This window comes from Endozoicomonas sp. ALC020 (genome assembly GCF_049275935.1).
In the GTDB taxonomy this organism is placed as follows: Bacteria; Pseudomonadota; Gammaproteobacteria; order Pseudomonadales; family Endozoicomonadaceae; genus Endozoicomonas_A.
The window spans coordinates 4132252-4146604 of record NZ_CP184830.1; the positions used below are offsets into that span (position 1 = coordinate 4132252).

At 49.6% G+C, this 14353-nt stretch carries 11 protein-coding genes; 7 read left to right on the plus strand and 4 right to left on the minus strand.

The annotated features are described in order from the left end of the window. Window positions 1-28: 28 nt before the first annotated feature. Window positions 29-1204: a hypothetical protein gene (locus ACOJUO_RS15485; RefSeq protein WP_422137442.1), complete on the minus strand. Its 1176-nt coding sequence runs from the start codon at window positions 1202-1204 to the stop codon at window positions 29-31. A gap of 670 nt (window positions 1205-1874) precedes the next feature. Next, window positions 1875-2852 carry an octaprenyl diphosphate synthase gene (ispB, locus tag ACOJUO_RS15490; protein WP_422132924.1) on the minus strand — a complete coding sequence of 326 codons (978 nt, stop codon included), beginning with the start codon at window positions 2850-2852 and terminating at the stop codon, window positions 1875-1877. 403 nt (window positions 2853-3255) lie between these two features. Between ispB and rplU the strand changes: the two genes are divergently transcribed. The 4 genes from rplU (at window position 3256) to proB (ending at window position 6647) form a co-directional block, all read left to right on the plus strand. Further along, window positions 3256-3567: a 50S ribosomal protein L21 gene (rplU, locus tag ACOJUO_RS15495; protein WP_422132925.1), complete on the plus strand. Its 312-nt coding sequence runs from the start codon at window positions 3256-3258 to the stop codon at window positions 3565-3567. 143 nt (window positions 3568-3710) lie between these two features. Then, window positions 3711-3968, plus strand: coding sequence for a 50S ribosomal protein L27 (gene rpmA / locus ACOJUO_RS15500; RefSeq protein WP_422132926.1), 258 nt, complete (start codon window positions 3711-3713; stop codon window positions 3966-3968). Window positions 3969-4187: 219 nt separating this feature from the next. Then, a complete protein-coding gene (cgtA, locus tag ACOJUO_RS15505; RefSeq protein ID WP_422137443.1) occupies window positions 4188-5396 on the plus strand; it encodes an Obg family GTPase CgtA in 1209 nt (402 codons plus the stop codon). Between the two features lie 120 nt (window positions 5397-5516). Then, complete coding sequence (proB, locus tag ACOJUO_RS15510; RefSeq protein WP_422137444.1) at window positions 5517-6647, plus strand: glutamate 5-kinase; 1131 nt, start codon at window positions 5517-5519, stop codon at window positions 6645-6647. An 86-nt stretch (window positions 6648-6733) separates the two neighbouring features. Here the strand turns inward: proB and ACOJUO_RS15515 are convergent, their stop codons facing one another. Together ACOJUO_RS15515 and rpsT are read right to left on the minus strand one after the other, a co-directional pair. Beyond that, entirely contained in the window at window positions 6734-7945 is a 1212-nt protein-coding gene (locus ACOJUO_RS15515; protein WP_422132929.1) for a hypothetical protein, read from the minus strand. A gap of 143 nt (window positions 7946-8088) precedes the next feature. After that, window positions 8089-8355: a 30S ribosomal protein S20 gene (gene rpsT, locus ACOJUO_RS15520; protein ID WP_317142656.1), complete on the minus strand. Its 267-nt coding sequence runs from the start codon at window positions 8353-8355 to the stop codon at window positions 8089-8091. A gap of 288 nt (window positions 8356-8643) precedes the next feature. On the opposite strand from rpsT, the gene murJ reads away from it, so the two are divergent. From murJ to ileS, 3 genes are all read left to right on the plus strand, one after another. Beyond that, the gene (murJ, locus tag ACOJUO_RS15525) at window positions 8644-10227 is read left to right on the plus strand and encodes a murein biosynthesis integral membrane protein MurJ (RefSeq protein ID WP_422132930.1); all 1584 of its coding nucleotides are present in this window, start codon (window positions 8644-8646) and stop codon (window positions 10225-10227) included. A 180-nt stretch (window positions 10228-10407) separates the two neighbouring features. Continuing rightward, window positions 10408-11331, plus strand: coding sequence for a bifunctional riboflavin kinase/FAD synthetase (ribF, locus tag ACOJUO_RS15530; RefSeq protein WP_422132931.1), 924 nt, complete (start codon window positions 10408-10410; stop codon window positions 11329-11331). Window positions 11332-11499: 168 nt separating this feature from the next. Next, window positions 11500-14337 carry an isoleucine--tRNA ligase gene (gene ileS / locus ACOJUO_RS15535; RefSeq protein WP_422137445.1) on the plus strand — a complete coding sequence of 946 codons (2838 nt, stop codon included), beginning with the start codon at window positions 11500-11502 and terminating at the stop codon, window positions 14335-14337. Window positions 14338-14353 lie beyond the last annotated feature (16 nt).

Genomic DNA, 14353 nt, shown 5'->3' on the forward strand with positions numbered 1-14353 from the left:
CTGTAAATTAAGTGTACATTTGTTTCAATCATTCAGAGAGAGCAACAAAAGCTTTCAGGAAAAGGGTGCTCTTGTCTTTATCAAAAGCTGTATGATTGGTGAGCCGGTAAAAGTGCTCGAAACTGACTGCCTGGGATACCACTTTTTTATACAAGATATCAGAATGTTTTTTTGAGGTATGTGGATTTAAGGCAGTGACTTTATCAAATGTAAGAAGTGCATCATCAAAGTCTTTAATAAATGTACACATCTTATAGAATAATGCCTCGGCAACCTCATCTTTTCTAAATCCACCCAGTCCAGTAAGACTTGCTCTGATAAAAGCCTTTATCCCGGCATCTAATGAGTCGATCTCGTTGGTTAGTAAAGAAGATGCCTTTTTGAGAATTATTTTTTTACTGTCTTCACGAATAGCTTCCATCTTCTTATCAAGTAAAAACAGTGGTTCAGCGGATACCTTTTCAGGTAAATGCTCTATTGTTTTTATCATACGCTGAATAAGAGAGTTATGGTTTGAATCTGACAGGGTTCTTATATTTCCGCCATGATTTTCAACGAATTCTATTAACGACTCCATAGTGTTGAGTGAATCAAGGTGACGGCACATATTAGCAACGGCCATGTCATGCAGGGTTGCATTCAGATTTTTAAGAAGCTCTAAGTCTCTTTGTGTTCTTTCTTGCCTCCTCATCTGCAGTTTAATGCGAAAATGATCCAGGCTTTTTTGCTCTTCCTCTATCTTTTGATCGACCAAACAAGAAACCTTGTATATCAACTGGAGCGTCTCGGCATTACCAGAGTGAGGGTGCTGAGCCTGGTCCTCGTCAAATAACCTCTTTAATGAGTCCTTTAGCGGACAGATCGTATCGGGGAATTCAATGAACTCAGGTAGCTCTGAGTAGACGAGGTTCAGTAGGGGGCTGATACTGGAAAATGATTGGGTGGCACGCTTCAAATTAGCTTTCAAGAGTGTATCTACATTCTGTATTTGTTCATCAAGTCTATTCTGTAGCCTGACGTATCTTCTGTTATCGTGTCTGCGTACGGGCCACCTGAGATTCTCATCTATATTAGACTCCAGTGTTCTCAATGCCAATTTGTTGCGCTCATAAGCTTCCAAAGGCTTATCCTTATCGGCATAAGCTTGAAAGCTATTCCGATAGCTATCAATCTGGCGTTCAATTTCACTAAGGTCAAAATCCAACCGAAAAGATTCGGGTAATTTGGGTAGCAGGCATCGAAGGCATGATTGATTAATTGCTTCAATTCTGGAGCGTCTTTGCAGCCCGGTACTTTGTGGTTCAGGTGTTAAGGGCAATGAATCGATGTTCACAACCGATGAATCGATGTTCACAAGGGGCAATACTGAAGAAGCGGTTTGTTCTCCATGATTCTGGGATGATTGCCATCTCGTATCAGTCTTTGTTAAGGAAAAATCATGTATCATAGCAATCTCCAATTTGAGCATGAGTGGTCAGTTAGACACAGACGCTGAGATAAGCCGATTAATCAATTCTTGCTAAGTGGTTTCTCAGTTGTTTTCCAGTATTTCTGACCATAATGAAGGTTTAGACTGTGATTTCATGAAAATGTTCCCTACATTTTTCTGTTATTTTCTCATTATGTGTTTTGCCCCCTTCCGATTCGGATGATAGAAGTCGTAGATCAAAATCTGATAGATGAATAAAATGAAGGGCTTATCAAGCTGATGGGTTCTGAGGTGCAGCTTGATCCCATAAGAGTTTGGGTGGCTAACCAACAGAAGGTGAATCTGCTTGTCAGCTGCTCACACCCGATGGTTTAGAGTGAAATAAAGGTTCAGTGCCTTGCAGGTGGATAGCATCCACCTGAAGAGAGAAGCTGTTCGGTAGTGTTCAGAATGTTCTGGCCACAGCAAAACGTGCCAGGTCTTCCATAGCGTCACGATACTCGCTGTCAGGCAAGGCCTGCAGGCAGGCAATGGCCTTCTCAGACTGTTCTCTGGCTATGCGGGATGTGTAATTCAGCGCTCCACAGGTGCGAACCGCCTCAACAATTTGATCAATCTTATCCAGACCACCTTGTTCAATAGCTTCCCTGACCAGTGCTTTCTGCTCCGGGGTGCCCTGGGAGAGAGTGAATATCAAGGGCAAAGTGGGTTTGCCTTCTGCCAGGTCATCGCCAAGGTTTTTTCCCATGTCTTCGCTGTTGCCCTCATAGTCCAGCAGGTCGTCTACCAGCTGGAATGCCATGCCCAGATGATTGCCATAATCTCTCAGGGATTGTTCAACCCTGCTGTCCACATTAGACAGGATCGCCGCAGTATGAGTAGAGGCTTCAAAGAGCATGGCGGTCTTACATCGGATAACATCCATATACTGTTCTTCTGTCACGCTGGCATCGTTGATATTCATCAACTGCATGACTTCACCCTCAGCAATGATATTAGTGGCATCAGAGAGAATCTTGAGCAGCTTCATGTTGTCCAGACTGACCATCATCTGAAAGGCTCGGGAATAGAGAAAGTCGCCCACCAGAACACTGGGAGCATTACCCCAGAGCGCGTTGACCGTATCGCGACCCCGGCGGAGGTCCGACTGGTCCACGACATCATCGTGCAGCAGCGTTGCGGTATGGAGAAACTCGATGATAGCCGCCAGTGGGATATGGTCCTGTCCCCGGAAGCCTGTGGCGCCTGCGGTCAGCAGAACCAGAAGGGGTCTGAGCCGTTTGCCTCCGGACTGGATTATGTACTGGCCAATTTTGCTGACCATGACAACATCCGAGTGCAGTTGTTCGGCGATGTACTGGTTAACCAGAGCAAAATCTTCGCTGACAACGGTTTGAAAGGAGTGCTTGTTGCGTTCAGGCATAAGGCTGCTGCAGAGATAGGGAAATCGAGCATCGTAGGTAGAGACCACCCGGCTGTCAATAGCTGTATGACTTTGGTGCTTATTTCATGGGTATCACCCCCAGGGGTCATAAAGGATAAATCGGGGTTGCCAGTCGGATTGCAATTCCTTAGAATTTGCGCCCCTGTCTTACAATCTGACTGAGAATCCGGGCGGCGGTCCATTTTGTCATGCTTTTGAGCTCTGTTTTCAGAGTTGATCAGAAGTTTATGCGGCGCAGCCCACCTTGAAGTGATGATCAGATAGACGTAGATGGCATTGAAAATTCCGGTCTGAGTACCCTGGTCTTGTTTTCTTGAACCAAAGCCTGGATCTCGCCGGATGCCTTTGACAAAGAGGCTATTAAGGATTTTCGGAGATAAATATGTACGCAGTTATCAAAACTGGCGGCAAACAGTACCGTGTTGCTGAAGGCACAACCCTGAAGGTTGAAAAACTGGACGTAGCTGCAGGTGAAAGCCTGGATATTAACGACGTTCTGCTGGTAGCTAATGGTGAAGAAGTCAAGATCGGCGCTCCTGTTGTTGAAGGTGCCAAGGTGACTGCTGAAGTTGTAGCTCATGGTCGTGGTCCAAAGATCAAGATCATAAAGTTCAAGCGTCGTAAGCATCACCGCAAGCAGATGGGCCACCGTCAGTGGTTCACTGAGCTGAAAATTACCGGCATTGCTGGCTAATAATCAGGCCTTTTAATTGCTGAAGCCGCTCAAGGCTGATTAAAAGGGCATGGCTGATGGACTGGAAACAGTTCGTTAAATACTTCCAAGGTCTGCATCTGGTGTGGTAGCCGGCTGTTTGACCGGGCTAAAAGGAGAGCAGCATGGCTCACAAAAAAGCAGGTGGTTCTACTCGTAACGGTCGCGATTCAGAAAGTAAACGCCTTGGCGTTAAGCGTTTCGGCGGTCAGGTAGTCAACGCAGGTAATATCCTGGTTCGTCAACGTGGCACCAAGTTCCACGCGGGTGAAAACGTCGGTATTGGCAGGGATCATACCCTGTTTGCCAAGGCTGACGGTAAGGTTGTTTTTGAGGTTAAAGGTCCTCAGAAGCGTAAGTACGTTCGCATCGAAGCTGCGTAACAGTACTTTTCTGGTGTTTACCCCCTGTTGAGGGTGGCGCCACGGGAAAGCCCTGCTTTTTGGCGGGGCTTTCTTGTATATGCGTAAAGTGATTTGAGTGGTGTAGACTCCTGAAGTTGAGTGTCTGGAGGTCAATGCTTTTCTTTTGCTGCAGGCATTTGGGTGAGTATTTATCTGCAGGCATTGGCCGTCTGAAGTCATTGCTGCGGGAGGTTTTGAATGAAGTTTGTCGATGAAGCCACCATCAGGGTTCAGGCTGGCAAAGGTGGCAATGGCTGCCTGAGTTTCAGGCGAGAAAAGTATGTTGCCAAAGGGGGGCCGGACGGTGGCGATGGTGGTGACGGAGGCAGCATCTATGTGGTTGCCGGGAACGACCTGAACACGCTGGTGGATTATCGCTATCAGCGCAGCTATCAGGCAGAAAATGGTGAGTCGGGTCGTGGTCGCAATTGCTCCGGTGCCAAGGGTCAGGATCTGGAATTGCCAGTGCCTGTGGGTACTACGGTTGTGGATGATGAAACAGAAGAAGTGATTGGTGATCTGACACACGAGGGTCAGAAATTACTGGTGGCCCAGGGTGGCTGGCATGGTCTGGGTAACACCCGCTTTAAATCCAGCGTCAACCGTGCTCCGAGGCAGACAACCAAGGGTTCTCTGGGTGAAGAGCGTTCGCTCAGACTGGAGCTCAAGGTTATCGCTGACGTGGGGCTTCTGGGTATGCCCAATGCGGGTAAGTCTACCTTTATTCGCTCAGTCTCTCATGCCAGGCCGAAAGTAGCAGACTATCCCTTTACCACGCTGGTTCCTAATCTCGGTGTGGTGAGTGTGGAGAAGCATCGCAGTTTTGTTATCGCTGATATTCCCGGTCTGATTGAGGGGGCTGCCGATGGTGCGGGTCTGGGAATTCGATTCCTTAAGCATCTTTCACGTTGTCGTGTACTCCTGCATTTGGTCGATGTGGCTCCCTTCGACGAGAGCGATCCTGTGCATGTGGCAAATGCCATTGTCGATGAGTTGAAAAGTTTCAGTCCGGCTCTGGCTGAACGTGAGCGCTGGCTGGTGCTGAACAAGCTGGATTTGTTGCCCGAAGAGCAACAGCAGGAGATCTGTGATCGGGTGATTGCAGAGCTGGGCTGGGAAGGACCTGTTTACAAGATTTCCGCAATCTCTTCCCGGGGTACAGAAAAGTTGGCCCAGGATCTGATGTCTTACATTGAAGAGCGTAATCTTCAGGAGAGCGAAGATGCTGAACTGGCTGCTCAGGAAGCAGAGGCCCGTCAGAAGCTGGAGCACGAAGCCAGAGGGCGTATGCGTGAGCTGGCGGAAGAGAGGAGGCAGCAGCGTCTTGCCAGAAAAGCTGAAAAAGCGGCTCGGGACGATGATGATCATGACGACGATGATGATGTTGAAGTCTTCTACGCACCTTAGAGGCTGTGGCAAAACTGGCGAGCAAAGCTGAACCACTTTATAACTCAGTATTAGCGAAGCACTGCACGACAGCCTTCTCAGGTTCAGGAGCGAGTGCAGGAGAAAGTGCAGGAGGGCAACATGAGTGAGCGTAGCAGGCTGAAAACAGCCCGACGCTGGGTGGTCAAAATAGGTAGCGCCCTGTTAACGGATGAAGGGCGTGGTCTGGCTATTGATCAGATAGATGGTTGGGTCGATGAGTTGTGCGAACTGCGTAAGCAAGGTGTTGAGCTGGTTCTGGTGTCATCCGGAGCTGTCGCGGCTGGCATGGAAAAGCTTGGACAAAAGGAGCGACCGACCGCTCTGAACGAGCTTCAGGCTGCGGCTGCCGTGGGGCAAACGCGACTCGTTCAAACCTGGGAGAGCAGCTTTCAGAGGCATGGTATCCAGCCGGCTCAGGTGTTACTGACCCATGCGGACCACAGCAATCGTCAACGCTATCTGAATGCTCGCAGCGCCTTGAGAACACTGCTTGATATGGATGTGGTTCCCGTCGTTAATGAGAACGATACCGTTGTGACCGATGAGATTCGCTTTGGTGATAACGATACTCTCGGTGCTCTGGTGGCCAACCTGGTGGAGGCCGATATCCTGGTGATTCTGACGGATCAGGAAGGTTTGTATACTGCCGATCCTCGTAAAGACCCCAGGGCGAGACTGGTGAGTGAGGCCAGGGCCTTTGATTCGTTCCTGGATGTTATGGCAGGTGGTGGCAGTGGTCGTTTGGGGCGCGGTGGTATGCAAACCAAGCTTCGGGCGGCTCGTCAGGCGGCGGCATCTGGTGCGGCAACGGTTATTGTGGGCGGCAAGATTGAGAGTGTCATCACTCGCCTTTTTGAACAGGAAGCTTTGGGGACCTTGCTCACTCCGGATCATGAGCGATTGGCTGCTCGCAAGCAGTGGTTGCAGGGGCACATGCAAACTTCAGGAAAGCTGGTTCTGGATGCGGGTGCCGTTAATGTGCTTAAAAACCAGGGCAAAAGTCTTCTTGCCGTGGGGGTAAAGGCTGTAGAAGGTCACTTCCTTCGGGGCGAGATGGTGGCCTGCATTGATGAGTCGGGTCAGGAAGTGGCCCGTGGCTTGATCAATTACGGGGCTGATGATGCCCGGAAGATCATGGGCAAACCCAGTCACCAGATTGGTGAGTTGTTAGGTTATTCAGGTGAGCCCGAGCTTTTGCATCGAGATAATATGGTGCTTGCTGGGCATTGAGTCAGGTATGGGATCAGATCGCAACTCATTGAGGTATTCGTCTTTATGATCTGATCCCGGTTTCATGGACACCGGTATAATTATTGTCAATCCTGTTTCTTTTTCCACAAAAAGGATGCTGCTCTTCCCAGATGCCCACCAAGCCAAGCGGTTTTTCGAGCAATAAATCCTGAATGTTTGGCGGCCCAGTGAATCATGAAAAAATTAGTGGCGACAAATTTCTTGCCGTAGTAAGGCCAGTTTCTGGCGCTGATGGCGCTGTAATTTTTATCGTATTTGAAAATAGGGATGCAATCTTCCAGCGGGTAGCCTGTTATGCTTTCGAAGATGATGTTAAACGCTGCCTGACCAAATGAAACGCCCAGTGCCTGTGTTGTGCCCATGCTCAGATATTTGGCCGCTGCCAATTTGATAGCGCTGAATGTAAATGCAGTGGCTGCAACCTGCTGGGTCAGAATAGCCCATGAGGTTGTTGCCACCGTGTTATAATCTGCCTCCGAAGCACGTAGCTTCTCATACTCTTCTTTAACTGCCTCTGCGGAATAACCATTGGTGTCCCACTCATCTTGAAACTCGCCCCCTTTGTTTTGTTGAAAGAGCAGACCTGCCTGGGCGGCAATGCCGGCGGTATTCAGCGCCAGAATGGTGAGTGAATTCCAGATGCCTGTTTGCTGGAACGAAATTCCCAGGCCGAGTGCCAGGATGTAGTAAATGGTGTATTCAGAAGCACCACTTGCGGCGAATACCAGAGGTGGAAGCAGGAGAAGCGTGCCGCTATTTCTGTTCATATAATCACTGATTCCAGCGTTAGGTATGCCGGAATCTTTTTGATAGAGAGCCTGAGCCTTTCCGGGTTCCATCAGGATCTCTTTTGAATTCTCCGGGGAGACGGTGCGGTAATAAAACTCATGATCCCCTTTGCGGAACAAGTTGGACGACTTTTCAGTCTTCGCAACAGCGTCCGCGATCTTCCGGAAGGCTTCCTGATCGTTGTCGTTTGCAGCAGGCTGGCTGCCAATTTTGACTTTCTCCATGATTTTTGAAATTTCGCCGGTGCAAACGACCTTGGGATGCAAAGGGTGGTCGGATATCGTCTTTTGCACGAGTGCGGCAGCCTTGACGGGATTTATTTTGTAGTCAAATCTGGCTATCCCCATCTCGGTAATTAAATCGGTCGTTGTGCCTTTGGGGGCACAGAGCACCAGAGTGATTTCCGGAGGTAGGGCTGGCGTCGCGTAAGAGAACGTTGCTGCCAGACTGGTGAAAGCGAGTAAGATTAACGAATAAAAATGCCGCATGGTTAAGGTCCTCGTTGAGAGGGGGTAGGAAGAAATAATGCGGAAGTATAGTTGTGAATTTTAAGTTTCAATTTGTAAAGGCATAAAAAAAGCCGGTGAAAACCGGCCTTTTTGTTATGCCCTTGCTATGCAAGGGCTGGCAATTATGCAGACAGAGCTTTGATCTGTGCATTCAGGCGGCTCTTGTGGCGAGCAGCCTTGTTTTTGTGGATGATGCCTTTGTCGGCCATGCGGTCGATCACTGGAACAGCCGCAGTGTATTCAGTTTTAGCCAGTTCAACGTCTTTGGCTTCGATGGCGCGAACTACTTTTTTGATGGAAGTGCGAACCATGGAGCGCAGGGAAGCATTGTGAGTACGACGCTTCTCAGCCTGACGGGCGCGCTTCTTGGCGGATGGAGAGTTAGCCATTTGTGGTGCTCCTAAGAATCTTAATTAACCATTTGCACTGTTTTTAAACAGGGCTGCTTCGGGCACCCTGTTGGGAGTATGGTGTTTGCCGCGTCACCAATGAATCCCCCGAGCAAGGGTCTCACCAGTGCCATACCCATACAGTCAAGTCGCGGAATCATGCCTATTTGGACAAGGGTTGTCAATAAGGCTTCCTGGCGCTATGGCGTGCAAACCCGAATGGTGAGGCTGTTAATAACTTTGACAACTCAGTACTATTATCGGTTTTTGATCGTTTGAGCGACCTGAATGTCCACAGAAAACTTATCAGACAGTCCTCAGAAGAGTGAAGCTGAGGATAAATCACCCAGTTTGCTGAGGTCGAGCCTGGTCGTGGGCATAATGACCATGCTTTCCCGGATTTTGGGGTTGGCCAGAGATGTGGTTATTGCTGGGTATTTTGGTTCCACATCGTCAGCAGATGCGTTTTTTGTTGCCTTCAAGATTCCAAATTTTCTTCGTCGACTGTTTGCTGAGGGGGCTTTCTCCCAGGCATTTGTGCCGGTGTTGTCAGAGTATCGTACTAAACGCAGCTTTGATGAGGTGCGCTATCTGATCAGTCGGGTCAGTGGCACTCTGGCAGGTTTGCTGCTGTTGGTGACCCTGGTCTGCATGTTGGCCTCTCCCCTGTTAATCCGCCTGTTTGCTCCGGGTTTTATGGATTATCCCGAAAAACTGTTGTTGGCTCAGGAGATGTTGAGGATTACCTTTCCCTATCTTCTGTTGATCTCGCTGACGGCTCTGGCGGGCTCCATTCTGAATAGTTACAACCGCTTTGCAGTACCTGCGTTTACCCCGGTTCTGCTGAATCTCAGCATGATTGGCTCTACTGTATTGCTGTCGCAATGGTTTGATGAGCCTGTCATGGCTCTGGCCTGGGGTGTGGTGATTGCCGGCGTGTCACAGTTGTTATTGCAAATTCCTTTTTTATTGCAGATTCGCTTGCTGCCAGCTCCCGGGTGGGGACATAAGCATGAGGGTGTAAGGCGTATCATGAAACTGATGATTCCAGCGTTGTTTGGGGTGTCTGTCAGTCAGGTCAACTTATTACTGGATACGGTGCTGGCGTCTTTTCTGGAAACCGGGAGTGTCTCCTGGCTTTATTACTCAGACCGTTTGTCTGAACTGCCGCTGGGTGTTTTCGGTATTGCTATTGCCACAGTGATTCTTCCAAGCCTCTCTCGCAAGCATGCTGATGACCACGGAGATCAGTTTTCCAAAACCCTGGACTGGGCAATTCGTCTTGTCCTGTTGATTGGCGTTCCGGCGGGCATTGCGCTGTTCATTCTGTCAGAGCCTCTGTTGGCAACATTGTTCGACTACGGTGAGATGCAGAACCGGGACGTTATTATGGCGGGTATGAGTCTTCGGGCTTATTCCCTGGGATTGATTGCTTTTATGCTGATCAAGGTGCTTGCACCCGGCTACTTTGCCCGTCAGGACACCAAAACTCCGGTCAAGATTGCCATCATTGCGATGGTGGCCAATATGGCTTTTAATCTGATGTTGGTTTTCTGGCTTAAACATGCGGGTCTGGCCCTGGCTACTACCCTGTCTGCTTTCCTGAATGCCGGACTATTGTTCTGGGGGTTAAAGCGTTCCGGTGTATTCACTCCTGAATCGGGGTGGTGGTTGTTCTGCGGGCGACTGATCTTTGCCAATCTCGCAATGGCGGTGCTACTGCTCTGGATGGCGGGTGACGCTGCCTGGTGGCTGGATGCAACGCTCTGGCAGCGAGTGTTTGAAATGGCGAAAGTGGTTGCTGCCGGGCTTGCTGTTTACGCAACGGCCTTACTGGTTGTCGGTTTGCGCCCTGTTCACTTCAGGCATTAATGAGCAGTGTCTGGCGGGCAGTTTTTTACTGTCTGTCAGGCTTCCTTTCAGTACTTTTCCGGGCGACAGATTCAACCCGGGAAAAAAGAGCGGTGATTTGATGAACATGGCTCTTAAGTACAAAACGCTCCTGAGATATAATCCCTGCCTTTGCCAGCCTAACAGAGAATAGACCGCCTAATGCAGTTGATTCGCGGAATGCACAATATCAGACCGGAGCATCGCGCCTGTGTTGCGACTATTGGTAATTTTGATGGTGTTCATCTTGGACACCGGACTATCCTGGAGACACTGCGGCAGCAAGCTTTCGAGTTGGATGTCAGGATTTGTGTGATCACTTTTGAACCTCAGCCCCGGGAATATTTTCAGGGCGATCAGGCACCGGCAAGACTGACTAACCTGAGAGAGAAACTGACACTTCTGGAAGAAGCCGGTGTAGATCAGGTACTGTGCCTGCCTTTCAATCAGAAACTGCAAAACCTGACACCGGATGATTTTGTTATGAAGGTGCTGGTGGATGGACTGGATATACGCTATCTGATAGTGGGAGATGATTTCCGTTATGGATTGAAGCGGCAGGGAAATTTTGCGCACCTGAGAAAGATGGGCGATCAATTCGGGTTCGAGGTGTGCGACACCCGAACGGTATCTATGGATATGGACCGTATCAGCAGTACCCGGATTCGTGAGCAGTTGGCGAGTGTGAGTCTGGATGCGGCAGAGAAATTGTTAGGACGTCCCTTCACCATGATGGGGCGTGTTACAAAAGGCCAGCAGTTGGGCAGGCAGTTGGGCTTTCCAACTGCGAATATACGTGTCTGCAGGCGGACACTGCCTATACAGGGAGTGTTTGCAGTCAGGGCATGGTTCGATGGCCGAAGCTATGATGCGGTGGCTAACCTGGGTGTCAGGCCAACCGTGAATGCCACCCGTGCCATGCTGGAAGTGCACCTTCTGGACTATCAGGGTGACCTGTATGGCCACACCCTGCGGGTAGAATTTATCAAGAAGATCCGCAGTGAGAAAAAGTTTGAATCGCTGGATGCTCTCAAGGCAGCGATTGCTGATGATGTGGAAGCCGCAAGAAGCTTCTTTCATCAATGAGCCGGATTCAAAAAAGCTGTTTCACGAATACTCAGAAAAACAGCTTGTGAGAAGATTGCTGAGAAACATCGTCTGGAACTTCCGGGCGGGTTTCTTGAAACAGTTTGGGATGACGAGCTTTGGGCCTGTTTGTCTGGCCCGCAAGACGTGTGATGATGAGATCCAACTATGACCGACTATAAGCATACATTGAACTTGCCGGAGACTGATTTCCCAATGCGTGGAAATCTGGCCAAGCGTGAGCCTGAAATGCTCAAGCGCTGGTACGACGAAGCGCTTTACGAAGAGATTCGCAAGGTGTCCGAAGGTCGTGACAAGTTCATTCTGCATGATGGCCCTCCTTATGCCAATGGCGACATCCATATCGGTCACGCGGTCAATAAAATCATTAAGGACATGATCATCAAGTCCAAAACCCTGAGCGGTTTTGATGCTCCCTACGTGCCGGGCTGGGACTGCCACGGCCTGCCGATTGAACATAAAGTGGAAGGCATGTTGGGCAAGGCGGGCGATAAGGTTGATTTTAAAACCTTCCGTGCCAAGTGCCGGGAGTATGCCGCCAAGCAGGTCAATGGTCAGCGTGAAGATTTCAAACGCATGGGCATCCTGGGTAGCTGGGATAAGCCTTACCTGACCATGGACTTCCAGACCGAAGCCGACATTATCCGGGCCTTGGGTAAAATAGCCGACAACGGTCATCTGGTGAAAGGTTATAAGCCTGTTTATTGGAGTGTGGTTGGGGGGTCTGCATTGGCTGAGGCTGAAGTGGAATACCAGGAAAAAACCTCTACCCAGGTTGATGTGCGTTACGCCGCTCTGGACGAAGCTGATCTACTGTCTGCTTTTGATTTTGACAATGATGGCAAAGGTAATGAGCAGGGTGAAGGCGAAGTAGCCGTTGTTATCTGGACCACAACGCCATGGACTCTGCCATCCTCCCAGGCAGTAACACTGGGTGCAGAATTGGGTTATGCACTGATTCAGTGTCAGGTCAACGGTCAGCCTGCACGACTGATTCTGGGCGAACAGTTGGTTGAGTCTGCCATGCAACGCTACGGTATTGAAGACTACACTATCATTGCCCGTAGTCTGGGAGCCCGGCTTGAAGGCAAAAAAGTAGCCCATCCATTCTATCATCGTGAAATCCCCCTGATTCTGGGTGATCATGTCACCACCGACGCCGGTACCGGCTCTGTACATACTGCACCTGACCATGGTGTCGATGACTTTAACGTTGGTAAAAAGTACGGCATTGGCACACTGAACTATCTGGATGATGCCGGTCTCTATCGCAGTCATGTTGAACGTTTTGCCGGAGAGCATGTTTACAAGGTTGATCCAAAGGTTGTTGAAACGTTAGAAGAAAATGGTCGTCTTTTGGCTCAGGCCAAAATGGTGCACAGCTATCCACACTGCTGGAGAACCAAAACGCCCCTGATTTTCCGTGCTACACCGCAATGGTTTATCAGTATGGAAAAAGAAGGCCTGCTAAACACAGCCATGAAATCTCTGGATAATGTCAGGTTCACTCCAGACTGGGGTCGTAACCGTATGGAGTCCATGCTGGGCCAGAGCCCTGACTGGTGTATCTCTCGTCAGCGTACCTGGGGTGTGCCCATTGCTCTGTTTATTCACAAGGAAACCGAAGAGCTGCATCCTGATACCTCTGCACTCATTGAAAAAGTGGCCTTGAAAGTCGAGCAGAAAGGTATGGATGCCTGGTTTGATCTGGAGCCTGCTGATCTGTTATCAGCAGAAGATGCTGAGCACTATGTGAAGGTGACAGACACTCTGGATGTATGGTTTGACTCCGGTGTCACCCACTACTCTGTGTTGGATCGTCGCGAAGGTTTGCAGTCCCCTGCAGATATCTATGTAGAAGGATCTGACCAGCACCGTGGCTGGTTTCAGTCTTCCCTGAAGACCGGCATTGCTACTAAAGGTGTGCCACCCTACAAGCAGCTTCTGACCCATGGCTTCACGGTGGATGCCAATGGTCGCAAGATGTCCAAGTCTTTGGGCAATGTTATCGCCCCCCAGAAGGTATTCAAGTCACTGGGTGCAGATATTTTACGTCTCTGGGTGTCTGCAACAGACTACACCGCAGAAATGACCGTGTCTGATGAAATCCTCAAGCGCACGGCAGACAGCTATCGTCGTATTCGTAATACGGCTCGTTTCCTGCTGTCTAACCTAAACGGCTTCAACCCTGAAACCGACAGTGTAGCCTGGGATGATATGCTGTCTCTTGATCGCTGGGCCGTTGACCGTGCCATGGGTCTGCAGAAGGAAGTCATTGACGCCTATGACAGCTATAACTTCCTTAATGTTTACCAGAAAGTTCATAATTTCTGCTCTCTGGATTTGGGTGGTTTCTATCTGGACATCATCAAGGATCGTCAGTATACAACCCGGTCAGATAGTCTGGCGCGTCGCAGCTGTCAGACGGCTATGTTCCATATTGTTGAAGCCTTTGCCCGGTGGATTGCTCCCATCACCAGCTTTACGGCCGATGAGATCTGGCAGTCCATTCCTGGCTCGCGCAGCAAGTCTGTTCTGCTGGAAACCTGGTATGAAGACCTGAAAAGCCTGGAAGGTGATGAATTGGGTGCAGATTACTGGAACTCTGTCATGGCCGTAAAACACGCCGTCAATAAGGCGCTTGAAGATGCTCGTAAAGAAAGTGTGATCGGTGGCGGATTGGAAGCAGAAGTGACCTTGTTTGCCAGTGATGAGCTGTTGGAAAAGCTGGGCAAACTAGGCGATGAACTGCGCTTTGTCCTGATTACTTCCAAGGCTGAACTCAAGCCTCTGCCTGAAGCTGTGAAGGCTGTGGATACCGAAGTTGAGGGTTTGAAGGTTGCTGTTCGCAAGTCAGTGCATGAGAAGTGTGATCGTTGCTGGCACCGTCGTGAAGACGTTGGAACTATTGAAGCACACACTTCACTCTGCGGGCGTTGTGTTGAAAATGTTGACGGTGAAGGTGAGGTCAGAAGGTTTGCCTGATTGATCGTCATGAATC